Raw genomic sequence first — 26409 nt, 5'->3', positions numbered from 1 at the left:
GCGCTCCTTTCAGTCGCGGACAAAGACGACGGCGATCCCCGAAAGGTTGATGCCTTGACACGACTTCCGCACCAGGGAAACACTGTTTCCATGATCGTGGTCGGCGCCGGACCGGCCGGGCTGGCCTGTGCGATCACCGCGGCCGACGCCGGGGCGCGGGTGCTGCTGCTGGAGAAGGCCGCCGACGTGGGCGGCGCGCTGCCGTACTCCGGCGGGCACCTCTCCGCGGCCGGCTTCGCGCTCCAGCGGGCGTCGGGCATCGCCGACTCCGTCGACGCGCACTACGCCGACATCCAGCGGATCAGCCGCGGCACCGCCCGCCCCGACCTCACCCGGGCCAGCCTCGCCGAGCAGCCCGCGGTGCTGGACTGGCTGGTCGAGCACGGCTTCCGGCCCGATCCGGCGACGCCCCGGATCGTCTACGGTCACGAGCCCTATCGCACGCCCCGCACGATCCACGCCCGTGAGGCGCCGGGCGGCCCGGCGATCCTGGCCGTCCTGCGCCGGCTCCTCGACGCGCACCGCGCCGCCGGCCGGATCGACCTGCGGCTCGGCACGGCCGTGCGGTCCCTGGTCACCGACGGCGGCCGGGTGACCGGCGTGGTGCTGGACAACGGTCTTCGACTGCTTGATGCGACGGTGGTACTGGCAACCGGCGGCTTCGGCCACGCGCCCGAGCTGTTCGCGGAGCTGGAGGGTGCCCCGCTGACGACGTCGGCGGCACCGACGGCGACCGGTGACGGCCTGCTCATGGCCCGCGCGATCGGCGCGGGGCTGCAGGGCCTCGGCCGGTACATCCCGACGTTCGGCGGGCTGCCGCCGGTCGACGGCGACCTGCGGGTCGACTGGACGCACCGCCCGCACCTGGTGGCGCCGGAGCGGCCGCCGTGGGAGATCTACGTCGACCGGCACGGCCGCCGCTGGATCGCCGAGGACGACCCGAGCATCGACCACAAGGAGCGGGTCCTCACCGGGGTCGACCGGATGACGTTCTGGATGGTGTTCGACGCGCGGGCGCTGCGGTCGTCGCACCCTATGGTGCACGGCTGGACCCCGGCCGAGCTCGACGCCGCGTGCGGCCGGCGACGCGGGGTGCACCGTGCGGCCGACCTGGCGACGCTGGCGGCGATCGCCGACATCGACGCCACTGGATTACGGGACACGGTGGCCCGCTACAACGCCTTCGTGGCCGCGGGCCGCGACGACGACTTCGGCCGCGCGCACCTGCCCGCACCGGTCGCCGAGCCGCCGTACTACGCGATCGAGAACCACCCGGTCACGCTGATCACGTTCGCGGGCGTCGACGTGGACGACCGGCTCCGGGTGCGCCGGGCCGATGGGACGACGATCCCCGGGCTCCACGCGATCGGCGAGGTCATCGGGTCGGCGGCGGTGAACGGCAACGCCTTCTGCTCCGGCATGTGCCTCACCCCCGCGCTGGCCTTCGGCCGCCTGGTCGCCCGCGACCTCGTCAGGAGTGCGTGAACGCGAACCCTTCGCCACGCAGCCGCTGCGAGGAGATGGGCACCACGGGTGTCTTGATCTCGCCGCGGTACGTCAGGTCGGGCCAGCCCTCGTCGGCGCAGATCCGGCTGAAGACGTCGCGGTTGGTCGGCGGCACCGTGGCGTCCGGCACGGCGTTGTAGACCCCGGTCAGCCCGTTGGTGACGACGAAGTCGAGCGCGGCGGCCGCATCGCGGTAGTCGATGCGGTACAGCAGGGCGTCGCCGTCGAACGGCACGCTCCCGCCGAGCAGCTCGTGGGCCAGCCGCACGCGGGCCGGGTAGTCGAGGTCGCGCGGGTGCCCGTAGACGTCGGGGATCCGCACCACGGCCCCGCCGGCCGCGAGCACGGCCTTCTCGGCGGCGATGAAGTTGCGCGGCGAGGCGTCGTCGTCGCGGGTGAGCGGGCTGCTCTCGGCGACGGTCGCGCCCTCCCCGGCGCCGTACACCGACACCGAGCTGGTGAACACCACCCGCGGGTGCACGCCGGCCGCCACCGTCGCCGACGCGGTGAGCGTGTCGGCGTACTCCTGCACCCGGTCGGCCGCGTCGAACGCCTTGCTGATCCGCGGGCTCACGGTGAGCACCACGGCGTCGACGTCGCGGGCGGCCCGGGCCATCGCGTCGGCGTCGCTGCCGCGCAGCACGGCGACGTCCGAGCACACCGCCCCGACCTCGGCCACCCGGCCGGGTGACGTGGTGGTGCCGGTGACCCGGTGCCCGGCCGCCGTCCACCGCCGCCCCAGCTCCATCCCGACGTTGCCGCACCCGACGATGAGGTATCGCATCCGCCACTCCTGACAATGGAAACGCTGTTTCCATTGTGCCGTACTTTCCGTCGCGCGTCAGGGGCGTTTCAGCGCGCTCCCGCATCCTCCGTTGGTGCCGGCGGAACACCTTCGCCGCGCCTTTCGAGACGGAGGAGTTCCACCATGAAGATCCGGACCAGGCTGATCGTGACGCTGGCCGCGGCGGCCGCCATCCTCTTCGGCGGCACCGGGGTCGCGTCCGCCGACACCATCGGGATGGCGGTACAGCTCCAGCCGCCGCGGGTCGTCACGATCACGCAGGGGAGCGGGCCGCTGTTCCTCGACGCCCACGAGATCGCGTCGCGGGACTACAACGTGGTCACCCGGCCGTTCCAGAACAACACCACCCAGCAGTGGCTGCTCACCGACGTGGGCGGCGGGCTGTACACGATCCAGCAGGTCAGCAACTGGCGGTACCTCGACGCGCACGAGATCCCCAGCCTCGACTACCGGGTGGTGACCCGGCCGCAGCAGAACAACAGCACGCAGCTGTGGCGCCTGTACGACTACGGCGGCGCGTTCTACATGATCCAGCAGGTCAGCAGCGGCCGGTACCTCGACGCCTACATCTCCAGCGCGCAGGACTTCCAGGCGGTCACCCGGCCGTTCACCGGCGCCAACAGCCAGGTGTGGCGGATTCTCTAGGGATTATCCGATTTCCGACCTGACCGGAGTACCGCCGACGCACGCTCGATAGCGTTTCCAGTCACACCGAGTGACTGGGGTACCCCATGCAGGTCAGGCTTCTCGGCACGATCGACGTGACGGTGGACGCCGTGCACCGGCCGGTGCACGGCGTGCGCCGCAAGGCGGTGCTCGCGGCCCTGGCCATCCGTCCCGGCGAGGTCGTGAGCACCGACCGGATCGCCGACGTGGTGTGGGGCGCCGACCCGCCGGCCACCGCGGTGAACACGCTCCAGCGGCACGTCTCGCACCTGCGGCAGGTGCTGGGCCGCCGGGACGCGATCCTGGCCCGCGCGCCCGGCTACGTGCTCGACCTGCTCGGCGACGGCACCGACGCGGCCGTCGCCGAGCGGCTCATCCGGCAGGCCGGCGAGGCGGCCGACCGGGCCGAGGCCGTGCGCCACCTGCGCGCGGCGCTGGCGCTGTGGCGGGGCCGGCCGCTGGAGGACGTCGTCGGCCGTGCCTGGCTCGACGTCGAGGCCGAGCGCCTGGAGAACCTGTGGCTGCTCGCCCAGCACGCGCTGGCCGAGCACCGGCTGCACCTCGGCGAGCACGCCGAGCTCATCCCCGACCTGGAGCGGCTGACCCGCGACCATCCGCACGACGAGCGGTTCCACGCCCACCTCATGCTGGCCCAGTACCGCGCGGGTCGCCCCGCCGACGCCCTCGCCACGTACCAGCGGGTCAAGCGGGCCTTCGACGACGACCTCGGCCTCGACCCCGGGCCGGCCCTGCGCGACCTGGAGGCGGCGGTCCTGCGCCAGGACGCGTCCCTGGACCTGGCCCCGCCGCCGGTCACGGTGCGGGCGACCGGCCCGGCCCAGCTCCCGTCCGCGGTGCGCGGCTTCACCGGGCACGCCGGCCTGCTCGACCGTCTCGACGTCCTGGCCGGCGAATCCGGCGGTACCGCCGTCGTCTGTACCGTCACCGGCCCGCCCGGCGCCGGCAAGACCAGCCTCGCCGTGCACTGGGCGCACCGGGCCGCGGGCGGGTTCCCCGACGGCCGGCTCTACGTCAATTTGCGCGGCTTCGACCCGCGAGCGGCGGCCGTCGATCCCGGCGAGGCGCTGCGCGGCTTCCTGGACGCGTTCCACGTGCCGGTCGACCGCCGTCCGGCGGGGCTGGACGCGCAGGCCTCGCTGTACCGGAGCATCCTCAACGGCCGGCGGGTGCTCATCGTGCTCGACAACGCGCGCGACGCCGAACAGGTCCGCCCGCTGCTGCCCGGCGCGCCCGGCTGCCTGGTCATCGTCACCAGCCGCGACCGCCTCACCCCGCTGGTGGCGGCCGAGGGGGCGCACCCGTTCCCGGTCGGCCCGCTGACCGAGGTCGAGTCGTGGGACCTGCTGGCCGCGCGCCTCGGCCCGCCCCGCGTCGCCGCCGAACCCGACGCCGTCGGCGAGATCGTTGCGCGCTGCGGCCGGCTGCCGCTGGCCCTGGCGATCGTCGCCGCGCATGCGGTGGTGAGCCCGGACGCGCCGCTCGCCGCGCAGGCCGCCCAGCTGCGCGCGGCCGCCGGCGGCCTCGACCCGTTCGACGGCGGCGACGCGGCGACGGACGTGCGGGCGGTGTTCTCCTGGTCGTACCGCGCGCTCGACGAGCCGGCCGCCCGCCTGTTCCGCCTGCTGGGCCTGCACCCCGGCGTCGACTTCGCGGCGCCGGCCGCGGCGAGCGCCGCCGGGGTCGCCTCCGTCGAGCCGCTGCTGCGGTCGCTGCTCCGCGCGAACCTGCTCACCGAGCACCGCCCGGGCCGGTACCGGCTGCACGACCTGCTCCGCAGCTACGCCTACGAGCAGTGCGTCGAGGACGAGCGCGGCCCGGCGCTGCGGCGGCTCCTCGACCATTACCTGCAGAGCGCGCGGGCCGCAGTACTGCTGCTGGATCCGGGGCGCAGTGCGGTCGACGTCCCGTCGCCCGCGGCCGGGGCGACCACGGTGGCGTTCGCCGACCGGGACCGGGCGCTGGAGTGGTTCGCGGCCGAGCACGCGGCGCTGCTCGCCGCCGTGGACCTCGGCGCGGGCCACGGCTTCGACCGCCACGTGTGGCCGCTGGCGTGGAGCCTCACGACGTACTTCGACTGGCGTGGCCACTGGGACGAGCTGATCGCCACCCAGACCGCCGCGCTGACCGCCCTGCGCCGGGTCGGCGACCGCTCGGCCGCCGCCCACACCCACCGCGACCTGGGCCGGACCTTCGCGCAGCTGGGCCGCTTCGCCGAGGCGGCCCTGCACCTGAACGCGGCCCTGAACCTGTACGGCGACCTGGACGACGTCGTCGGCCAGGCCCGCACCCACCACAACATCGGCTGGATGCTGCAGGCCCAGGGCGACCACCGCGCGGCGTTGACGCACAGCAGCGAGTCCCACCGCCTGTTCCGGTCCGCGGGCGACCGCCTGTGGCAGGCGCGCACGCTGAACGCGCGGGGATGGCTGCACGGGCAGCTGGGCGAGCACGAACACTCCCTGCGCCTGTGCGAGTCGGCGCTGGCCCTGCTCCAGGAGCTCGACGACGGCCACGGCGAGGCGGGCACCTGGGACAGCATCGCGTACGCCCACGACCAGCTGGGCGACCACGCCGCGGCCCTGGAGTGCTACCGCCGCTCGATCGACACGTTCGCCCGCCTGGGTGACCGCGGCGCGGAGGCGGACGTGCTGGTGAACCTGGGCGACAGCCACGCCGCGGCCGGCGACCACGACCGGGCGGAGCGGGCCTGGCGCACGGCACTGGCCGCGTTCGAGGCGCTGGGCCACCCGTCGGTCGAGACGGCCCGCAGCCGCCTCCGCACCCGCACCCCCGCCGTCCCGTAGCCGGAAGACGGGTGAGCAACAACGCGCTCTGCCGGGAGCATCCCCGGTTGGCGTGCGGCGCGGCGTGAGCAAGGGTGGAGGCGTGACGTACATCGCCTCGCCCGACCGCTACGGGTCCATGGAGTACCGCCGCACCGGCCGCAGCGGCCTGCGCCTGCCGGCCGTGTCGCTCGGCCTGTGGCACAACTTCGGCCACGACCGTCCGCTCGACAACCACCGCGCCGTCGTCCGCCGCGCGTTCGACCTCGGCATCACCCACTTCGACCTGGCCAACAACTACGGACCGCCCTACGGCTCGGCCGAGGAGAACTTCGGCCGGATCCTGGCCACCGACTTCCGGCCCTACCGGGACGAGCTGGTGGTGTCGACCAAGGCCGGTTACGACATGTGGCCCGGCCCATACGGTGAGTGGGGTTCTCGCAAGTACCTCATGGCGTCGCTCGACCAGTCGCTGCGGCGCATGGGCCTGGAGTACGTCGACATCTTCTACTCGCACCGCTTCGACCCGGAGACGCCGCTGGAGGAGACGATGGGCGCCCTCGACGCCGCGGTCCGCCAGGGCAAGGCGCTCTACGTCGGCATCTCGTCGTACTCCCCGGCCAAGACCCGCGAGGCCGCCGCCATCCTGCGGTCGCTCGGCACGCCGCTGCTCATCCACCAGCCGTCGTACTCGATGCTGAACCGCTGGATCGAGGACGGCCTGCTGGACGCGCTCGACGAGGCCGGCGCCGGCACGATCACGTTCTCCCCGCTCGCCCAGGGCATGCTGACCGACCGGTACCTGAAGGGCGTCCCGTCCGACTCCCGCGCCGCCGAGAACAGCTCCCTGTCCCCGGACTGGCTGACGGCGGACAACCTGGCCAAGATCCGCACCCTGAACGACATCGCGTCCCGTCGCGGCCAGACGCTGGCCCAGATGGCCCTCGCCTGGACCCTGCGTGACCCCCGGGTGACGTCGACGCTGATCGGCGTGAGCAGCGTCCGCCAGCTGGAGGACAACGTGGCGGCCCTGTCGAACACCACCTTCACGACGGATGAACTGGCCGAGATCGACCGTCATGCGACTGAGTCCGGCATCAATCTCTGGGCTCGCTCCAGCGCGGTTTAGTCATTGATGTAGCTGCTTCCGTCAATGCCGGCGGGTCGGTAGTCTCACTGTGACTACCGACCTGTCGACCTTTTTGAAGGGCGGAAACCGCATCGTGACCGAAACCCCGTTGTGGCTGCAGGGCCGCACCGCCGTTGTGGAGGCCACCGACCCGGCGCAATGGCGCGACGGTGTTCCCGACTATCACCTGTCGCACACCGTCATGCCCGGCCAGCGCACCCACCAGTTCGCCCCCGACTCGCTCGAGGCGATCGTCGAGAAGATCGTGCAGGTCTTCGAGATGGAGGTCTCGCACAAGACGGACCCGCAGACCTGGGTGTCGATGGTGACCGAGCACTTCCGGACCAACGTCAACGGCGGCCCGTGGGCGAGCGCGCAGGACATCGCCGAGATCGGCAGCTACAACATCCTCATCGGTAACAGCGCCTTCTACCGCAGCGGCCAGGAGTCGTTCGAGTCCTCCCACCACATCTTCCACCAGGCGTTCCCGGGTGGCTTCTATTGGGAGGTGCTGGAGGTCCTCAGCCCGCCGCCGGTCGTCACGTTCAAATGGCGCCACTGGGGCGCCTTCGAGGGCGAGTACCACGGCTTCCAGCCCGACGGCCGCACGATCGAGATGTTCGGCGTGAGCGTCGCGAAGGTCACCGACGACCTGAAGCTGCTCGAGGTCGAGCACTTCTACGACCCGAACGAGTTCCTGGGCCGGCTGACCGGCGGTTGCCCGGTCGCACACTGAACCAAGGGCTAGGCTGGGGTCCGTGCGGTTGAGCGTGCGGAACCGGTTCCCGGCCACGGTGACGGCCGTCGCCTCGGGTGAGGCGATGAGCACCGTGCAGGTCCGGCTGGACAGCGGTCCGGCCATGACGGCGGCGATCACCGCCGAGTCGGCCCGCGAGCTGAGCCTGGCCGCCGGCACGGCGGTGATCGTGCTGGTCAAGTCGACCGAGGTAGCCCTCGCCGCCGGCCCGGTGCCCCGGATCAGCATCCGCAACCAGCTGCCCGGCACCGTCGACGCGATCGACCACGGCGCCGTGATGACCACCGTCCGGGTCGCCCTCGACGGCGGCGACACGGCGACCGCCGTCATCACCCGGGACGCCGCCGACGACCTCGCCCTCGCGCCCGGCGCCCCGGTGACCGCGCTCGTGAAGTCCACCGAGGTGAGCGTGGCGCTGGCCTGACCGGGCGGCGCCGGGTGGATCCCGGCCACCGCCCCGGTCGCCGGCCGCTTGCGCCGGCTCGGGGAGCCTCAGCTCAGCGACCCTCAGTTCAGGGATCCTCGGCTCAGAGAGGCGAAGAACGCGCGGACGTCGGCGACCAGCAGGTCGGGGGCCTCCAGCGCCGGGAAGTGACCGCCCCGGTAGTACTCGGACCAGTGCGTGATGTTGTGGGCCTTCTCGGCGAAGCGGCGGATCGCGAAGTCGGCGTTGGCGAAGACGGCGACCCCGGTCGGCACGGTGCCCGGCGGCTTCGGCGCCCACATGCTCGCGTCGTGGAAGCGCTCGTAGTACGAGTTGGCCACGCTGCGTGCCGTGTCGGTGAACCAGTAGATGCTGATGTTGGCCAGCATCCGGTCGAGGTCCACGGCGTCCTCGGGCAGCTCCTTCGACGCGTCCGTCCACTCCTTGAACTTCTCGGCGATCCAGGCGAGCTGCCCGACCGGCGAGTCGGCCAGCGCGTGGGCCAGGGTCTGCGGGCGGGTGCCCTGCAGCTGCATGTACGCCGACATGTCGTCCTGGAAGTGCTTCATGGCCTGGAGCCGGGCCTGCTCCGCCTCGGTGAGCGCGGCTATGTCGGCCGGGTCGCCGGTGGGAAAGGTGACCAGGGCGTTGGCGTGCACGCCGATGACGTGCCCGGCGTCGGCGCGGCCGATCGCCGGCCCGATGAAGGCGCCGATGTCGCCGCCCTGGACGCCGTAGCGGTCGTACCCCAGGCGGGCCATCAGCTCGGCCAGCGCGGCGGCGATCCGGGTGTCGGTCCAGCCTGCCTCCGTGATCGGGCCGGAGAACCCGAACCCGGGCACCGACGGGATGACCAGGTGGAACGCCGGCTCGCCGGCAGCGGGGGCGGTGAGCGGCTCGATCAGGTCCAGGAACTCGACGACCGAGCCGGGCCAGCCGTGGATCAGCAGCAGCGGTGTCGCGTCGGCCCGCTCGGAGCGGACGTGCACGAAGTGGACGCGCTGCCCGTCGATCTGGGTGATGCCCTGGTCGTACCGGTTGAGCAGCGCTTCCTGGGCCCGCCAGTCGAACTTGTCGGCCCAGTAGGCGGCGAGCTCGCGCAGGTAGGCGGCCGGCACACCGCGCTCCCAGCCGGCCCCGGGCAGATCGTCGGTCCAGCGGGTCCGCCGCAGGCGGCTGCGCAGGTCGTCGAGGTCGGCCTGGGGGATCTCGATCCGGAAGGGCTTGATGTTCGTCATGCGTCCGAGCCTTCAGGTAAAGAGGCTGGTCACGAATCATGAGATCTCGTTATCTTGGGCCGGTGATCGTCCGCGGGGGTGGAACGTTCGTGGGCCGCGGCGCCGAGCTGACGGCGATGCTGGCCGCCTACGAGGACGAGCGGGTCAGCACGGTGCTGCTGTCCGGCGAGGCCGGCATCGGCAAGTCCCGCCTGCTGCACGAGTTCGCCACCCGCCTCGGCCCGGAGCCGCTGGTCCTGCCGGGCCGGTGCGTGGAGTTCGGCAACGACGGGATCCCGTTCGCGCCGTTCGTCGCACCGCTGCGGGGCCTGGTGCGCGCGGCCGAGGGCAGAGAGCCGGCGGCCACGGTGTCCGCCTGGCTGTCCGGCAGCGGGCCCGTGGACCAGATCGGGCTGCTCGGTGCGGTACTGACGCTGCTGGAGGAGACAGCGGACACCCGGCCGCTGGTGCTCGTGCTCGAAGACCTGCACTGGGCCGACGGGTCGAGCCTGCAACTGCTGTCGTTCCTGGTCGCCAACCTGGCGCACCCCGGCGTGTTCCTCGCCGGCAGTCACCGGCCGCCGACCGGCGCGTTGCGACAGCTGGTGACCGAGCTGTCCCGGGTGCCCGCAGTACTGCGGATCGAGCCCGCCCCGCTGAGCCGGCACGAGGTCGGCCGGCAGCTGGCCGGGCTGCTCGGCCGCGAGCCGGAGCCGGCCCTCGCCGCCCGGGTCGCCGAGCGCAGCCACGGCAACCCGCTCTTCGTCCAGGCGCTCGCCCGATCACCCCGGGACTCCCCGGCCGAACTGCTCGACCTGCTGTACGCCGGCCTGCCCGACCTCGACGACGACGCACGCCAGGTGCTCGCGGTGGCGTCGGTGGCCGGGACCGTCGCGGAGCACGAGCTCGTGGAGGCGGTGGCCGACCTGCCCGAGGCCCGGCTGGACGCGGCGCTCCGGCGGCTCGTCGACGAGCACGTGCTGTCCGCGACCGGGGCGGCGTACGCGTTTCGGCACGCGCTGGTCCGGCAGGCGGTGTACGAGCGCCTGCTGCCGGTCCGCCGGGCCCGGCTGCATCAGCGGCTGGCCGGTCTCGAACGGGAGCCCGCCCGGGTGGCCGCGCACGCCGAGGCGGCCGGCGACCTCCCGCGGGCGCTGGACGCGGCCTGGCGCGCGGCCGGCCGGGCCGGCCGGGCGGGCACCGAGCCGGAGCGGCTGCACCTGCTGCGGCAGGTCCTCGACCTGTGGGACCGGGTGCCCGACGCCGCGACCGTCGTCGGCGCCGACCGGCTCACCGTGCTCGACCAGGCGGTGGTGGCCGCCCACGCCACCGGCTCGGTCGCCCTCGGCCTGGACTGGTCGGCGCAGGCGATCGCCGCCGCCCCGGACGCCGCGCGGTACTACCGGCAGGCCCGGCTGAAGAACCTCAACCGGGCCGGCGGCCGCGACGACCTCCTCGCGGCGCTGGCATTGGACCCGCCGGCCGAGCTGCGCGCGGCGATCCTGGTCGACCTGGCGGCCGTCGAGGTGTTCGCCGGCGACATGGCGAGCGCCGAGCGCCGCGCGCGGGAGGCCCTCGGGCTGACGTCGAAGGGCCCGGTGCTCGCGACCGCGCATGCGTACCTCGCCCTCGCCACCGGTGCCGACGTCCACTTCGCCCAGGCCCGCGCGCTCGCCGACGCGCCCACGCTGACGACCGTCGCGACCTGGGAGGCGGCGGCGCGCATCGCCGTGGGCGGGTACGCGGCCGCGATCGAGGCGATCCGCGCCGGCATCGGCGCCGCGCACGAGACGTACGAGTACGCGCGGCACGGCCCGATCCTGGTCGTGAAGTGGGTCCAGGCGCTGACCGCGCTGGGCCGCGGGCAGGACGCGCTGGACCTGGTCGACGAGGCCCTGGGCGAGCCGTACCTGCCACCCCTGAGCCACGCCGCGCTGCTGATCAGCCGCGGCGAGATCGAGCTGGCCCGGGGCGACGGGGCCGCCGCGTCGGCGTCCGCGGCGGCCGCCCGCGACCTGGTCGGCGACGAGCCGTGGGCCCGGCCGTACCGGATCCGGCTCGGCACCCTGGAGGCCCGCCTCACCCCGTCGCGGGCGCCCGAGATCTACGCGGCGACGGCGGCCGTCGCGGACCTCTCGGCCCACCCGCACGAGGCGTGGGCGCTGCTGGCCGAGGCGCGCCCGGCCGACCGCCCGGACCTGCCGGTCGTGGGCCCGGTCGATGCGGCGTACCGCGCGATGTCCGAGGCCCGCTGGGAGGAGGCGGCCGAGGGCTGGCGCGCGCTGGGCCAGCCGTACGAGCTGTCGCGGTGCCTGTTCCAGGCCCCGCTACCGGTCGTGCGCCGCCCGTCGGCCCCGCCGGCCATGGGCCTGACCGCCCGGGAACACGACGTCCTGCGCCTGGTGGCCGAGGGCAGGACCAACCGGCAGATCGCCGCGGCCCTGTTCATCAGCGCGAACACCGCGGGCGTGCACGTGTCGCGCATCCTCACCAAGCTGGGCGCCGCCACCCGCACCGAGGCCGCCCGCCGGTACCTCGACGCCGGCTCCGCATGACGGCGATCACACGGAAACCTGTAACGACCTGACCAGCTCGCCCGTCCTCATCCTGCCAACTTCGAGGAGGACGACATGCGGGTCTTGGTCGCGGGTGCCACCGGGGTGATCGGCAGCCGGCTGGTGCCGCTGCTCGACGCGGTGGGCCACCAGGTGGTGGCGATGGTCCGGCGCGGGACGTCGGCCGGCGCCGGCGTCGAGGTGGTCGAGGCGGACGCGCTCGACCGGGAGGCGGTACGGCGGGCCGTGCGCGCGGCGGCGCCGGACGCCGTCGTGAACCTGCTGACCGCGATCCCGCCCGAGGTGAACCCGAGGCGGCTGGCCCGCGACTTCGCGGTCACCAACCGGCTGCGCACCGAGGGCACGCGCAACCTCGTCGAGGCGGCCGGCGGCGCGCGGATCGTCAGCCAGGGGCTCGCGTACGCGTACCAGCCCGGCGCCGGCCTCGCCAACGAGGACGCGCCGCTCTGGACCCGGCGGACGCCGAAGCAGTTCGTCCCGGTGCTGGCCGCCCTGGTCGAGCTCGAGCGGACGACCACCGCGGCCGGTGGGCTGGTGCTGCGCTTCGGGCACCTGCACGGCCCGGGAACGGTCTATGCGGCCGACGGGTCGTTCGCCCGGCAGGTCCGCGCCGGCAAGGTACCGCTGGTCGGCGGCGGCCACGCGGTGTTCTCGTTCACGCACACCGAGGACGCGGCGAGCGCGATCGCGGCGGCACTCGACCGGGACGCGGCCGCCGGCGTGCTGAACGTCGTCGACGACGAGCCCACCGCGCTGCGGGACTGGCTCCCGCGGTACGCGAGCATCCTCGGCGGACCGCGGCCGAAACCGGCGCCGGCCGCACTGGCCAGGCTGGCCGTCGGCGGGTGGGGCGTGGCGTTCATGAACGAGCTGCGCGGTGCGGACAACGCGCGGGCGCGGCTGGAGCTGAACTGGCGCCCGCGGTACGCCGCCTGGGACGCGGCCTGACATGGAGGAGTTCGAGCGGCTGCGCCCGCTGCTGCTGGGGCTGGCCTACCGGCTACTTGGCAGCATGTGGGACGCCGAGGACGTCGTCCAGGAGGCGTACCTGCGGTGGACGGGCACCGACCGGTCGCAGGTGCGCGAGCCGCGGGCCTTCCTGGTGACCGTGGTGTCCCGGCTGGCCCTGGACCAGCTCCGTTCGGCCCGGGTGACCAGGGAGGCCTACACCGGCCCCTGGCTGCCCGAGCCGGTCGCGGCCGACGCGGTCGGACCGGCCGACTCGGCCGAGCTGCGCGACACCCTGTCCTACGCGACGCTGCACCTGATGGAGCGCCTGTCGCCACCGGAGCGCGCGGTGTTCGTCCTGCGCGAGGCGTTCGACCTGCCGTACGACGAGATCGCCCAGATCGTCGGCAGTCCGGCCGGCACCTGCCGGCAGCTGCACCGCCGCGCGGCGCACCGGCTGGCCGAGCAGCGCGACGGACGGTTCACGCCGTCGGCGGACGAGCACCGGGCGCTGCTCGCCCGCTTCCTCGCCGCCGCGCGCGGCGGCGACCTGTCCGCGCTGACCGACCTGCTCAGCGAGGACGTGGTCGCCTACAACGACGGCGGCGGCAAGGTCCGCGCCGCGCTGCGGCCGATCACCGGCCGCGCCGACGTCGTGGCCTTCGTGGCGGGCCTGACGACCCGCTACCCGATCACCGAGGCGTACCTGACCGAGGCCAACGGCGAGCCGGCGATCTGGACCGTGATCGGCGGCCAGCGGCAGCTGGTCGCCTTCGACGTCCGGGCCGGCCGCATCCACGCCATCTACGGCGTGCTCAACCCCGACAAGCTGACCCGCCTGTCCCCGGGTGGTGTCAACAGATCGACGAGCTCCGGTAGTCAGTAGGGCGTGACGTTCGAGGAGTACGTGCTTGCGCGGGGGCCGGGGCTGCTGCGGCTCGCGCGTTTGCTCGTTGACGATGTCCATCGGGCCGACGATCTCGTGCAGGACACCCTCGTGCGGGTCTATCCGCGGTGGGCGCGGATCCTGCGGACCGACCAGCCCGACCTCTACGTGCGGCGCACGCTCATCAACGTCAACGCGTCCTGGTGGCGGCGGCGGTCCAGCCGGGAGATGCCGGCCGAGCTCGACGCCGACGCCTGGCCCGGCGCGCACGACCACGGACCGCCGACCGCCGAGCGGCTCGCCCTCTGGGAGCGGGTCCGGGCGCTGCCGAAGCGGCAGCGGGCGGTGATCGCGCTGCGCTACTACGAGGACCTCGACGACGACCGGATCGCCCAGATCCTCGGCTGCGCGCGGGCCACCGTCCGCACCCACGCCATGCGCGCGCTCGCCGCGATGCGCGTCGAGCTGCACGATCTTGAGGAGCTGCACCGATGAGCACGGACCTCAAGGCCCTGCGCGGCGCGCTGCGGGCCCGCGTGGAGGGCGACACCGACGCCGTGGCATTGCTGGCGCGGATCGGTCCGGCGTACCGCCGGCGCCGCACCCGCCGGGTCGCCGGCACGGCAACGGCGGTCGTGGCCGTCGGCGCGCTGCTGGCCATGCTCCTGCCGCGCCTGCTGCTCGGCTCGTACGCGGTGCCCGCGCCGCCGGCCGTGCCGATCCCGAGCCCCGCCGCGGGCGCGATCGGCAGCGATCCGGAGATGATCCACTTCGATGTCGGTCAGTTCCCCTACGAGGTGCGGACCGAGTGGGCGGTGCGGGACGGCATCGAACGGCTGTCGCTGCAAGGTAACGCCGCCAACGACCCGAACGGGACGGACAAGGGCTTCTTCGTCGAGTTGACGCTCGCGCCCGCGGCGTCGCCGTCGCCCACCCCCGATCCCACGCGCCTGCCGGAACCGCCGGAGCAGCTGCACTCCGCGCAGGCGACCGTCGGTGGACAGCCGGCGCTCGTCGAGACCGGCGACCGCACGACCCGCGTCACCTGGCAGCCGATCGCCGGCGTCCGGGCCGAGCTGTCCCTGCGTGGCCCCGTGTCCGCGGACAAGGTCGTCGCGTTCGCCGGCACGCTGAGCCTGGAGCGCGGCCACCGGTGCGCTCCGTACGTGCGCCCCACCGTCCTGCCGGCCGGGGCTCGCATCGCCGGCTGCTCGATCCGGCCGGCCACGGGCAACGGCGAGTGGTTCATCCGCGGCCCCGGCGGCACGATCAGTGTCATGGTGGCTCCGGGGGTCTTCGAGCAGGGCATCAGCCCGGGCCGGTACCCCGGTGCCGCGCCGACCCTCGCCAACGGCTGGCGCTACGAGGAGCTCGGCGTGGACAGCAACACCCAGCACTTCACCGCCGACATCCGCATCCCCGACCCCTACGTGCAGATCATGACCCAGGGCGCATACGGCCTGCCCGACGCGGTCCTGGTCGGCGGGGGTCTCGACCTCTCCTGACGGTGACGGCGCCACCGGAGCGGGTGCTCCGGTGACGCCGTCGAGATCGTGCGGTCGAGCGGGCCGTGCTAGCTGCGGTGCGCCGTTCCGACCGCCGGCTGTGCAACGATCGCCGAAGCGGCAGCAGGCGCGACGGGCAGTTCGAAGGTGCCGGTCACGTCCAGCGCCATGTGAACCGTGTTCGCCGGGTTGAAGACGCTGTACTTGAAGTTGTTGTCGACGCCCACGTAGGCGGCGTTCGCACGCACCTCGTGCGGGAGGAGGTTGAGGTTGCTGACCAGGGGCCGGCTGCCCTCGCCCGACCACAGGGTCAGGTAGGTCGAGTTCGACGGGTCGATACCCGTCACGTTGGTGACGAGCGAGTAGGTGTTCTCGCCGGTGACCGCCGAGGCCGGGAACGCCGTGGTGCTCGCCGGGCCGAGCGCGTGCTGGCCGGCGCTGCGCGTGTCAGTGATCCGCGTCGGGGTGATCGGGTTGAACCGGAGGCCGCCGAGCGTGCCGTCGTCGTAGTAGCCGACGACGTCCACGATGATGTGGGTGGTGCCACCGGAGCCGTTGTAGATGCCGATCATCGGCGCCGCGCCGCAGTTGTCCCAGTTGCACGGTGCGGTGGGAACGACGGCGAAGTTCGGCACGGCCACGTTCCGGCCGAAGTTGAGCGTGGACGCGGTCGGCGGGTTGCCGACCCCGTTCCATGCCGTGAGGTAGCCACCGAGGCTGCCGTTGACGGCGGTGATGTTCACGGCGAAGGCACGCACGTGGCTGTCGTTGCTGCCGTCGCCGATGGTGACGGCGACCCAGACCGGGTCGAACGGGCCGACCGGACCGAAGCCGTCCTCGCGGGTGTCGAGCACCCGTCCCGGGATGAGCTCCCGGTAGTTGCCGCCCTTCGTGGCGGCGGTCTTGGTCGCGTAGTAGCCGACGACGTCGGCGATGACGCTGATGTTCCCGGCTGGGTTGAAGATGTCGATCTTGCCACCGGTGCCGAGCGGGACCGTCACCGCGTTGGCGCCGGTCCAGCCGGCGGTGAAGTTGATGTTGGACACCACCGGCCGCGCCACGCCGGTCGGGTAGACGGTGAGGTAGCCCGACGAGGTGGGGCCCGTCGCCGTCAGGTTGAGCACGACGGCCGAGACGCCGGTCGCCGGCACGCCACCCCGGCCGCTGACCTGCAGGTGCAGCGTCTGGTTGGCGCCCAGCGGTGCCTTGGGCGCCCCGTTGCCCTCGCGGGTGTCGAGGATGCGGGTGGGGGTGAGCGCGGTGTAGGTGCCCTCAGGCGTGGACGGGTCGATGGGGTCGATGGCGGAGGCCGTGACCGGTGCGGCCGGAGCCGCGTTCGCCTGAGCCGGCAGCACGGCTGCGGTGAGCGCTACGGCTCCGAGCACGCTGCCTACTGTTCGCATGAGACGCATGTGTCTCCCCGTTGTTGGAGCAAATGGTGGGTAGAACCGTTGCACGGTAACCACTCGGTTATGCCTCCACAAGCGACTGTTCGTATCGACTGGTCACCGAGGGCCCGTTTCGTACCGACATTCACTGTGTGTTCATCCGTGAATATCGTCGGGTTAGGACGTTGGCGGCGATCCAAGTGCAATGAAGGCACTTCGCGCGCCCGATCGTTTCGCGCCAACCGGGAAAGCGGCCATTTCGGACGATCTTGCCGCGGCGTGCGCGAGCCGGCATTCCATGCCCGGCTCCAGGGTCCACAGTGGACGATATCACCGAACAACCGATTGTAGACATGCGTGAGAGTCGCTAGAGTTCGGCCGGTGTCGCACATGCGACACGACGATGACGGGGGAGTCAGATGCGCGTATTGCGCAAGCTGGGCGTCGTCCTCGGAGCGGTCTCTCTCACCCTTGCTGGACTGCCTGGCATCGCCGGCGCCGCAGCACCGACCGCTCCATATGACGCCTTCACCATGAACGGGAGCTGGAGCAACAGCTTCACTCCGGACAATGCCACGCTCAGGCTCACCATGCGGGGCGCAGAGGGCTTCTACATCACCGCACAGGCCGCCGACGGCAACAGCTACAGCGTGAACGTGGGGGCGCCGACCGGCCAGCAACTCGCCGTCGGCACCTTCCCGACCACGCGCATGGGTGACGCCACCCACTACTCGCTGGATGTCAGCGGGCAGGGCTTCGGCTGCAACGACAGCGCCGGCTCGGTGACGATCCACGAGATCACGCGGGATCCGAGCACGAACGATGTCACCACCTTCGCCGCCACCTACCACCAGCAGACCTGTCTGGAGCTCTACGGCGAGATCCGTTGGCACTCCGGCCGGGGCTATGCCGAGACCACCCAGTCGCCGACCTGGGCCGGCTTCGGCACGGTGGGCCTCGGCCACAGCGTCACCAAGACGGTGACGCTCACCTCGACCGGCAGTACGCCGATCACGCTGCAGGCGCCCAAGATCGAGGGCACCGGTGCGGCGGCGTTCAAGATCACCGGCGGCACGTGCGCCGGCGCGACCCGGTCGTACGGCCAGACCTGCACGGTGACCGTGCAGGGCACTCCGACGAAGATCGGCGACGATTTCGCGACGCTGACCATGGCCGACAACAGCGACCGTGGCAAGCGCAGCTTCTCCCTCTCCATCACCGGGCGGCTCGGCGCGGAGGGCACCTTCCAGCCGTTGACCCCGTCCCGGATCCTCGACACGCGAGAGGGTAACGGCGCGCCGAAGGCCCCGCTCGGCGCCAACCAGACGCTGCACCTGCAGGTGCTCGGTCGTGGCGGGGTGCCGCAGGGCGCCATCTCCGCGGTCGTCCTCAACGTCACGGTGGTCTCGCCGACCTCGGCCGGCTATCTCACCGTCTTCCCGACCGGCGTCGCGCGGCCGCTCGCGTCCAACCTGAACTATCAGGCGGGGTGGATCGGCGCCAACGCGGTGACGGTGCCGATCGGGACCGGCGGCAAGGTCGACATCTTCAACCCTGGTGGCAATGTCCATGTGGTCGCCGACGTCCTCGGCTACTACTACGGCTACGACCAGAGCCAGAACGACTACGCTGCCGGTCAGTACTGGCGGACCGTCCCGGAGCGCATCCTGGACAGTCGCGATCCGGGCTTCGGCGGAGCGTTCGGCGGCTTCGAGTGGATCCGGTTGCCGGTCAGCTACGGCACCAAGTACGACTCGCACATCCGCGCGCTCGCGGTCAACATCACGGCGGTCGACCCGAGCCAGGGTGGTTACATCACCACCTGGAACGGATACGGCGACGTGCCGACCGCGTCCACGCTCAACTTCACGCCGCACTCGATCGTGCCGAACTTCGCGATCGTGCCGACCGCGATGTGCTTCTACGAGTGCAGCGGCAACAGCAACATCGGATACCCATCCATCGGCATCGCCAACATGTCCAGCGGGAAGACCCACATCATCGTGGACATCTTCGGGTTCTACGACGACGGACAGGTTCCCGGGGGCCTGCGGTTCCACCCGCTGACCCCGACCCGGATCGTCGACACCCGCTCGGGCCTCGGTGCCAAGACCTTCACCGGTGCCGGCACCCAGACGGTCAAAGCGCCGGCGACCGTCGCCGGCGACAACACCGTCGCCCTGGTCTCCAACGCGACCGGCGTCAATCCGTCGAACTCGACCTACCTGAGCCTGTGGGCCAACGGTACGGCCCAGCCGACGGTGAGCAACCTCAACCTGGCGCGGAACGACCTCAGGTCGAACGCGGCGGTCATCGGCGTCGGCGGGAACAACGACTTCAACATCTTCAACGCCGCTTGGAGAGTCGATGTCGTGATCGACGTGTCCGGAACGTTCGAATACATCCCCGGTTCGGGAGGGTCCTCGGTCCAGGCCAACGGACTGCCACAGGCGCCCGCGCCGCTGACCGGGACGGTTGTGGGCACGCCACAGAAGCGCAAGATCTAGTAGCTCTTCGAACATGACCAGGCGGCGTCATCGGGCCGAAACGCTCGATGACGCCGCTTTGTCGATCCCGTGATGACGGGGAGTCAGCCTTTGCGTGCGGTACGGGATGTCTCGGCACAAGAACCGACGGTGAACATCTCGATCAATTTGAGCGGCAGAGTTTGCTCCAACCGAAAGTCCACTTGCGACCGGTTGCGCGTGATCGTACGGTTCCCCCGGACGTCGCCGCCTTCCGTGCGGCGAAATCGGGGGAATCATCGTACGCCTGCAGCGCCTCGGCACCGTCTCTGGACCATCCGGACATGTGGATGGCCCGGTCATCTGGCTGCCCCTCTATCGCTGGGCCGTTTCTGTGCGACGTGATGAGCCCGTGTGGCCGGTTTACGAGAGGGAGGACGGGAGATGAAACTCCCAAGCACAACCGGGCGGTGGTATCGCGCCGCGACCGTGGCGGTCACGGCAGTGGTGGCGGCCACGGTGACCAACGCCGGCATGGCCGCCTCCGCCCCACCACCGGTCGGGGACATTCTGCCCTCGGGCACCGCCAAGGTGGTCGCCGACAGCTACGTGGTGGTCCTCAAGGACTCAGCATCGCTGCAGCAGCACGGCGTCGACGCCACCGCCAAGGCGCTGACGGGTAGATATGGCGGCAAGGTCGGGCACCGCTACAGCCGCGCGCTCCACGGCTTCGAGATCTCGCTGAGCGAGGCCGCGGCCAAGCGGCTCGCCGGGGACAGCGCCGTCGAGTACGTGCAACGCAACGGGATCTTCCAGGCCTCAGGGACCCAGACGAACCCGCCGTCATGGGGACTGGACCGGGTCGACCAGAGCAGTCTGCCGCTGGACGGCTCGTACACCTACCCGAACACCGCGTCGACTGTGCACGCGTACGTCATCGACACGGGCATCCGCCTGACCCACAACGACTTCGGCGGGCGGGCAACCACCGGCTTCGACGCGGTCACCGCGGGCGGCACGGCTGCCGACTGCAACGGCCACGGCACGCATGTCGCGGGCACGGTCGGCGGGTCCTCCTACGGCGTCGCGAAGGGCGTCCAGCTGGTCGCCGTGCGTGTGCTCGACTGTGGTGGCAGTGGCACCACGGCACAGGTCGTGGCGGGCATCGACTGGGTGACGGCCCACGCGGTCAAGCCGGCGGTGGCGAACATGAGCCTCGGCGGCGGCGCCGATGCCACGATCGACAACGCCCTGCAGAACTCGATCAACTCCGGCATCACGTACACCGTGTCGGCCGGCAACGGCGACGCGGTGGGCAACCCGCTCAACGCCTGCAACTTCTCCCCGGCCCGGGTCCCGGCGGCGATCACGGTCGGCGCCACGGACAGCTCCGACACCCGGGCGTACTTCTCGAACTACGGCAGCTGCCTCGACATCTTCGCGCCCGGCGTCAGCATCACGTCGGCGTGGAACAGCAGCAACACGGCGAACAACACCATCGACGGCACCTCGATGGCAGCTCCGCACGTGACCGGCGCTGCCGCGCTCGTGGCGTCGGCCAACCCGAGCTGGACACCGCAGCAGATCCGGGACTATCTGGTCAGTGGCGCCGTCAACGGTGCCGTCATCGACCCGGGCACCGGCTCGCCCAACAAGCTGCTCCGCGTCGCCAACCCGGCGCCCGCCAACGACTTCTCGCTGGCGCTGACCTCCCAGAGCGGTTCGGTCACCGCGGGCGGTTCGGCAACCACGACGGCGGTCACCGGGACGGTGGCTGGTAGCGCCCAGAACGTCACGTTCTCGGCAACCGGCCTGCCCACCGGCGTCACCGTGTCCTTCAGCCCGACGTCGGTCACCAGCGGTGGCTCGTCGACGGTCTCGATCAAGACGACCGCCTCCACGCCCTCGGGCGTCTACGGCATCACCATCGTCGGCACCGGCACGTCGGCGACCCGCACGGCGCTGTTCCAGCTCGCGGTGACGGTGGCGCCGAACAGCGGGGGCAAGTACGTCCCGGTCGATGCCGCTCGGATTCTTGACACGCGCACGGGCAACGGGGCTCCCGTCGCGAAGATCGGTCCCGGTGGGACGCTGCACCTGCAGGTGACCGGCCGGGGCGGCATCCCGGCGTCCGGCGTGACGGCGGTGGTGCTCAACGTCACCGCCACGAACCCGACGACCGCGGGGTATCTGACGGTGTACCCGACCGGGGTGACGCGTCCGACGGCGTCGAACCTCAACTTCCCGGCGGGCTGGACCGGCGCGAACGCGGTGACGGTGCCGGTCGGGACCGGCGGAAAGGTCGACATCTTCAATGCCGGGGGCAGCGTGGATGTCATCGCCGACACCCTCGGCTACTACACCGCTTCCGGCACTACCGCTGGCGGTCTGTACCACCGGTTCTACCCGGAGCGGCTGATCGACACCCGGGAGTACGGGAAGGTCGGCGGCAGGCAGACCCTGCAGCTGGGGGTCGGGGTCAACGGCCTCCCGGACTCGGGCAAGCAGATCAAGGCCCTCGCGCTGAACATCACCGCGGTCAACCCGGACTCGTCCGGCTACCTGACCGCTTACGACGGGCTCAGCACGGTGCCCAACGCCTCGACCCTGAACTTCAACCGGGGTCAGATCGTGCCGAACTTCACCATCGTGGAGACCTCGGCGTGCCCCAACTCCCCCGACTACTCGTGGTGCGAGGGCGCAGCGATCTTCGGTGTCTTCAACGGGTCGGGCTATGCCACCGACATCATCGTGGACCTCGTCGGCTTCTACGACGACGGCTCGCTCGGTGACGGGTTGCAGTTCCACCCGGTCAGCCCGACCCGGATCGCGGACTCCCGGGACGGTCTGGGCGCACCGCGCAGCCTCGGCCCGAACAGCACCACCACCATCACCGCACCGTCCGCCCTGCGCGGCCCGAACACGTACGCGCTGGTCAGCAACCTCACCGGCATCCTGCCCACCACGGCCACGTACCTGACCGTCTGGGCCGCCGGCGACGCCAAGCCCGCGGTGAGCAACCTCAACCTCGTCGCCAACGAGGTCCGGCCGAACGCGGCCGTGATCAACCTCAACGAGGTCGGGGCCTACAACGTCTACAACGGCGGAGGCACCGTCCATATCGCCATTGACGTCTCCGGCACCTTCGACTACGTCGTCTTCACCGGCTCCGGCGTCAGCGCCACGAGCTCGGGCGTGGTCAAGGACTACACACCAACCGTGAAACGGCCGAACTGACAACCACGAACCACCGGACGGCGCCATCGGGGCAACCCGATGGCGCCGTCGCCGTTTCACCGGACCGTGCTCGACGTTCAGCGGTTTCGCGGATGGCCGCGGCTCGCTAGATTGTCCCGATCACCCCGTCCGGTAAGGAGCCAGCATTGGCGTCGATGACACATGACGAGTTCCGTGCGCTCCGCCGGTTTCCGGCGCTCGACGGGCTGCGCGCCATTGCGGCACTGATGGTGGTGATGTTCCACTTCGGCGGTTCCGACTGGCGCTGGCTGTCCGGCCACAGCGGGGTGCACATCTTCTTCGTGCTCTCCGGCTTCCTGATCACCACCCTCGCCCTGCGCGAGGAGGACCGGTCCGGCCGGATCTCGTTCCTCGACTTCTACGTGCGCCGGCTGTTCCGGATCGTCCCGGTCTACCTGGTGGTGCTGATCGCCATGGCGCTCTACTACGCGCCACCCGGAGCGCTGTTCAGCGACCTGAACGGTGGCATGCCCTACTACCTGACGTTCATGAACGAGTTCAGTACGTTCGGAACCTTCACCATCTCCTGGACCCTGGGGATCGAGCAGAAGTTCTACCTGGTGTGGCCGCTGGTCGCATTCGCCGCCGGGGCCATCCCGCTCGGTCGGCGGATCGGGGTGACGGTCGGGCTCATCGCCGCCGCCGTGGTGGCCGCGGTGCTCAGCCGTGACCTGTACATCCACTACGTCCCGATCCTGATCGGCTGCCTGCTGGCGATCCTGGCGCACCACCCGCGGGGCTTCGCGGTCATTCGACCGCTGACGCATCCGGTCGTCGGCACCGCGCTGGTGATCGGGTTCGTCGGGGTCCAGCTCGCCCTCGGCCCGGCCTACCACGCCTTCGGCGAGGTCAAGGTCATCCCCTGGTACGCGCTGTGCGTCGCCCTGATGCTGCCCGGCCTGCTCGCCCGCTCGCCCGGCACCCGGCTGTTGTCGACGCGGGTGCTGGGCTTCATCGGCGAGCGGTCCTACTCGCTGTACCTGCTGCAGGTGCTGGCCGGCGTGGCGGTGCTGTGGCTGGTGAAGGTCGGCAACCAGGTGCTCGGCACCGGGTTCGTGCTGAACTACGGCAACACCAGGGCGATCCTTGTCGCGATCGTCGCGCTGGCGATGGCCGATGTGCTCTACCGCCTGGTCGAGCAGCCGTTCATCAGGCTCGGCCGGCGGATCGTCACCTGGCGGCGGGCACGTCTGGAGCCGAGCGCCGGGCACCGCCCAGCGCCGGCGGCCACCCAGGCCGACCACGGCACCGAGGAGTCGCCCCGGCACCCGGCCGCGGCGCCGCCCGTGAAGGTCGTCGGCTGAGCGGTCTTCGGAAGTCCGCCAGGAAAGTTCCCGGTGGGATGTCGAGAACCGGCTCGCGGCTCCGTCCCCGAGCGAACACGGCCACAATGGGCCGTACGGGTAAGGAGCACACGATGGCCAAGTACCTGCTGCTCAAGCACTACCGCGGCGGCCCGGCCCCCACCGTTGACTGGGCGCCGATGGACCAGTGGACGCCGGAGGAGGTCGACGCGCACGTGCAGTTCATGCGCGACTTCGCGGCCCGGCTGGAGGAGACGGGCGAGTTCGTCGACGCCCAGGCGCTGGCGCCCGGTGGCGCGTTCGTGCGGTACGACGGCGAGGGGCGGCCACCGGTGACCGACGGGCCGTTCGTCGAGACCAAGGACCTGATCGCCGGGTGGTACGTCATCGACGTGGAGTCGTGGGACCGCGCGGTACAGCTGGCGGGGGAGCTGTCGGCGGCCCCCGGGCCGGGCGGCAAGCCGATCTACGAATGGCTGGAGGTCCGGCCGTTCCTGGCCGACTCGCCCACGGTCACCGAGTGAACGAGCCGCTGCTGCGGGACCTCGTACCCGCGGTGATCGGTGTCCTCGTCCGGCGCGGGGCGGACTTCGCGTCGGCCGAGGACGCCGTGCAGGACGCCCTGGTCGAGGCCGTGCGCGGGTGGCCGGATGCTCCGCCGCAGGACCCCAAGGGCTGGCTGGTCACCGTGGCCTGGCGCAAGTTCCTCGACGCCGCCCGCGCCGATACCTCCCGGCGGCGGCGCGAGGAACGCGTCGAGGGCGAGCCCGGGCCCGGACCGGTCGAGGCGGTGGACGACACGCTCCAGCTGTACTTCCTGTGCGCTCACCCCTCCTTGACGCCGGCATCGTCCGTCGCGCTCACGCTGCGCGCGGTCGGTGGCCTGACCACGCGTCAGATCGCGCAGGCCTACCTCGTGCCGGAGGCGACCATGGCCCAGCGGATCAGCCGGGCCAAGCGGACCGTCTCGGGCGTCCGGTTCAACCAGCCCGGTGACGTCGCCACGGTGGTGCGCGTGCTCTACCTGGTCTTCAACGAGGGCTACTCCGGCGACGTCGACCTCTCCGCCGAGGCGATCCGGCTCACCCGCCAGCTGGCCGCCAAGACCCACCACGAGGAGGTGGCGGGCCTGCTCGCGCTCATGCTGCTCCACCACGCGCGGCGCCCGGCCCGGACCCGCGCCGACGGCACCCTCGTGCCCCTCGCCGAGCAGGACCGCGGCCGGTGGGACACCCGCCTGATCGCCGAGGGCGTCGACGTGCTCCAGGCGGCCCTCGCCCGCGACCGATTGGGGGAGTTCCAGGCCCAGGCCGCCATCGCCGCGCTCCACGCCGACGCGCGCACGGCCGAGGAGACCGACTGGGTGCAGATCGTCGAGTGGTACGACGAACTGCTGCGGCTCACCGACAACCCGGTGGCCCGCCTCAACCGCGCCGTCGCCGTCGGCGAGGCAGACGGCCCACGGGCCGGCCTGGCCGCCCTGGCGGAGCTCGACCCCTCCCTGCCCCGTTACGCCGCGGCCGCCGCATACCTGCACGAGCGGGACGGTGACCCGGTCACCGCGGCACGGCTCTACGCCGAGGCCGCCCGGTCGGCACCCAATCTCCCCGAACGCGACCACCTCACGCGACAGGCCGCCCGGCTCAACGCGCAGCTGCGCGGTTGAGCGGCGGGCATTTTCGGGGGCCGTGCGCTGCGCATTCACGCGCTTGCCCGCCGATGGTGCGAATCATTATCTTGACTGAGCGCCGGGATCTTGCCCGGTGTTCAGTCCGATCGACGGGGAAGACATGCGCACCATTCGTGGCGTAGTGATCGGCGCCCTCGCACTCCTCCTTTCGTTCACCGCACCAGCCGGCGCCGCAAATGCCGCGCCGCCCGCAACTCCGTACACGGCCTTCACGATGCACTTCGAGGGCTGGGGCTACATCGACGGGAGCTTCTCCTACGAGGCGTCCCGCAACACGCTCGAGGTCTACCAGCAGAACGCGAACGGTTATGCGCTGGTGATGCGCGGCTTCAGCGGCAGCCACGGGCACTACCTGGACGTGTCGCCGCCGACCGGGACCCGGTTCGTCGCCGGGCAGTCGTACCAGACCGCGACCAACTTCAATCCGCTGCCCTCGACGACTGTCCTCAACATCAGTGGCGACGGGCAGGGCTGCGATTATCGGGCGCCCGGCACGCTGGCGGTCAGTCAGGCGGACTACGACGACGCGACGGGGAAGTTCACTGCCTTCGCGGCGACCTACTCGGTCCCCTGTTCGGGCAATGGGGTGGCCGTAGCCAGGGGTGAGATCCGCTTCCAGTCGAGCATCGGCTACAAGGCCACCGACAGCTGGGACTACCGGCTGCAGTTCGGGGATCAGCCGGTGGGCACGGCGGGCACGCCGCAGGACGTCGTCGTCGAGGTGAACGGAACCGAGCCGACGACGTTCGGCGCGGCCGCGCTCTCCGGGACGAACCCGGGGGCGTTCCAGATCTCGGCGAACACCTGCTCGGGCAAGACCCTCTCGTACGGTGAGACCTGCAAGCTGACCGTCACGCCGAAGGCGACGGCGTTCGGCGACCAGACGGCGCTGCTGACCCTGGCCGAGAACTCGACCGCGGGTAAGGTCGTCCGGCTGCTGTCGCTGACCGGCTTCGACGCGCGCGACGCCACGGCCTCACCGCCGTATTTCGACTTCGGCCAGGTTCCGGCATACGAAACGTCGGCGCCCAAAACGGTGACCCTGACCGGGGCGGGCATCATGCCGATCACCTTCGGCAAG

At 71.7% G+C, this 26409-nt stretch carries 20 protein-coding genes; 17 read left to right on the top strand and 3 right to left on the bottom strand.

The genetic code is table 11. From position 1 onward, the window contains the following. Positions 1-90 precede the first annotated feature (90 nt). Positions 91-1485 carry an FAD-dependent oxidoreductase gene (locus tag ABZS66_RS13615; protein ID WP_354757431.1) on the top strand — a complete coding sequence of 465 codons (1395 nt, stop codon included), beginning with the start codon at positions 91-93 and terminating at the stop codon, positions 1483-1485. Here ABZS66_RS13615 and ABZS66_RS13610 read toward each other — a convergent pair. After that, positions 1472-2290: an NAD-dependent epimerase/dehydratase family protein gene (locus ABZS66_RS13610; RefSeq protein WP_354757430.1), complete on the bottom strand. Its 819-nt coding sequence runs from the start codon at positions 2288-2290 to the stop codon at positions 1472-1474. The genes ABZS66_RS13615 and ABZS66_RS13610 overlap by 14 nt on opposite strands. Before the next feature lie 144 nt (positions 2291-2434). On the opposite strand from ABZS66_RS13610, the gene ABZS66_RS13605 reads away from it, so the two are divergent. The 5 genes from ABZS66_RS13605 (at position 2435) to ABZS66_RS13585 (ending at position 8091) form a co-directional block, all read left to right on the top strand. Next, the gene (locus ABZS66_RS13605; protein WP_354757429.1) at positions 2435-2956 is read left to right on the top strand and encodes an RICIN domain-containing protein; all 522 of its coding nucleotides are present in this window, start codon (positions 2435-2437) and stop codon (positions 2954-2956) included. Positions 2957-3042: 86 nt separating this feature from the next. Beyond that, on the top strand, positions 3043-5802 hold the full coding sequence (locus ABZS66_RS13600; RefSeq protein ID WP_354757428.1) for a BTAD domain-containing putative transcriptional regulator: 2760 nt from the start codon (positions 3043-3045) through the stop codon (positions 5800-5802). A gap of 82 nt (positions 5803-5884) precedes the next feature. After that, complete coding sequence (mgrA, locus tag ABZS66_RS13595) at positions 5885-6910, top strand: L-glyceraldehyde 3-phosphate reductase (RefSeq protein ID WP_354757427.1); 1026 nt, start codon at positions 5885-5887, stop codon at positions 6908-6910. Between the two features lie 94 nt (positions 6911-7004). Further along, positions 7005-7646 (top strand): SnoaL-like polyketide cyclase, encoded by a 642-nt coding sequence (locus ABZS66_RS13590; protein WP_354757426.1) that lies wholly within the window; start codon positions 7005-7007, stop codon positions 7644-7646. A gap of 22 nt (positions 7647-7668) precedes the next feature. Further along, positions 7669-8091 carry a TOBE domain-containing protein gene (locus tag ABZS66_RS13585; protein WP_354757425.1) on the top strand — a complete coding sequence of 141 codons (423 nt, stop codon included), beginning with the start codon at positions 7669-7671 and terminating at the stop codon, positions 8089-8091. Positions 8092-8174: 83 nt separating this feature from the next. On the opposite strand, the gene ABZS66_RS13580 is transcribed toward ABZS66_RS13585, so the two are convergent. Further along, positions 8175-9320, bottom strand: coding sequence for an epoxide hydrolase family protein (locus tag ABZS66_RS13580; RefSeq protein ID WP_354757494.1), 1146 nt, complete (start codon positions 9318-9320; stop codon positions 8175-8177). 71 nt (positions 9321-9391) lie between these two features. Here ABZS66_RS13580 and ABZS66_RS13575 point away from each other — a divergent pair, with 71 nt between their 5' ends. From ABZS66_RS13575 to ABZS66_RS13555, 5 genes are all read left to right on the top strand, one after another. Next, a complete protein-coding gene (locus ABZS66_RS13575; RefSeq protein WP_354757424.1) occupies positions 9392-11863 on the top strand; it encodes an AAA family ATPase in 2472 nt (823 codons plus the stop codon). Between the two features lie 75 nt (positions 11864-11938). Next, the gene (locus ABZS66_RS13570) at positions 11939-12832 is read left to right on the top strand and encodes an NAD(P)-dependent oxidoreductase (RefSeq protein WP_354757423.1); all 894 of its coding nucleotides are present in this window, start codon (positions 11939-11941) and stop codon (positions 12830-12832) included. Between the two features lies 1 nt (position 12833). Continuing rightward, on the top strand, positions 12834-13718 hold the full coding sequence (locus ABZS66_RS13565) for an RNA polymerase sigma-70 factor (protein ID WP_354757422.1): 885 nt from the start codon (positions 12834-12836) through the stop codon (positions 13716-13718). A gap of 3 nt (positions 13719-13721) precedes the next feature. Further along, positions 13722-14213, top strand: coding sequence for a SigE family RNA polymerase sigma factor (locus ABZS66_RS13560; protein WP_354757421.1), 492 nt, complete (start codon positions 13722-13724; stop codon positions 14211-14213). Then, positions 14210-15223 carry a hypothetical protein gene (locus tag ABZS66_RS13555; RefSeq protein ID WP_354757420.1) on the top strand — a complete coding sequence of 338 codons (1014 nt, stop codon included), beginning with the start codon at positions 14210-14212 and terminating at the stop codon, positions 15221-15223. Before ABZS66_RS13560 ends, ABZS66_RS13555 begins: the two co-directional genes overlap by 4 nt. Before the next feature lie 68 nt (positions 15224-15291). On the opposite strand, the gene ABZS66_RS13550 is transcribed toward ABZS66_RS13555, so the two are convergent. Continuing rightward, positions 15292-16608 carry a hypothetical protein gene (locus ABZS66_RS13550; protein WP_354757419.1) on the bottom strand — a complete coding sequence of 439 codons (1317 nt, stop codon included), beginning with the start codon at positions 16606-16608 and terminating at the stop codon, positions 15292-15294. A 593-nt stretch (positions 16609-17201) separates the two neighbouring features. On the opposite strand from ABZS66_RS13550, the gene ABZS66_RS13545 reads away from it, so the two are divergent. The 6 genes from ABZS66_RS13545 to ABZS66_RS13520 all read left to right on the top strand — a co-directional run. Continuing rightward, the gene (locus tag ABZS66_RS13545) at positions 17202-19118 is read left to right on the top strand and encodes a choice-of-anchor D domain-containing protein (RefSeq protein ID WP_354757418.1); all 1917 of its coding nucleotides are present in this window, start codon (positions 17202-17204) and stop codon (positions 19116-19118) included. Between the two features lie 402 nt (positions 19119-19520). After that, the gene (locus ABZS66_RS13540) at positions 19521-22313 is read left to right on the top strand and encodes a S8 family serine peptidase (RefSeq protein WP_354757417.1); all 2793 of its coding nucleotides are present in this window, start codon (positions 19521-19523) and stop codon (positions 22311-22313) included. Positions 22314-22468: 155 nt separating this feature from the next. Beyond that, entirely contained in the window at positions 22469-23638 is a 1170-nt protein-coding gene (locus tag ABZS66_RS13535; protein WP_354757416.1) for an acyltransferase, read from the top strand. A gap of 113 nt (positions 23639-23751) precedes the next feature. After that, entirely contained in the window at positions 23752-24162 is a 411-nt protein-coding gene (locus tag ABZS66_RS13530; protein WP_354757415.1) for a YciI family protein, read from the top strand. Further along, complete coding sequence (locus tag ABZS66_RS13525) at positions 24159-25304, top strand: DUF6596 domain-containing protein (protein ID WP_354757414.1); 1146 nt, start codon at positions 24159-24161, stop codon at positions 25302-25304. The genes ABZS66_RS13530 and ABZS66_RS13525 overlap by 4 nt, the downstream gene beginning before the upstream one ends. A gap of 124 nt (positions 25305-25428) precedes the next feature. Then, the coding region (locus ABZS66_RS13520) for a choice-of-anchor D domain-containing protein (RefSeq protein ID WP_354757413.1) at positions 25429-26409 on the top strand (981 nt) is incomplete at its 3' end.

The organism is Dactylosporangium sp. NPDC005572 (assembly GCF_040605515.1).
Taxonomy (GTDB): domain Bacteria; phylum Actinomycetota; class Actinomycetes; order Mycobacteriales; family Micromonosporaceae; genus Dactylosporangium.
Note: the sequence above shows the minus strand (reverse complement) of the source record. Positions and strands in the feature narration are given on the sequence as shown.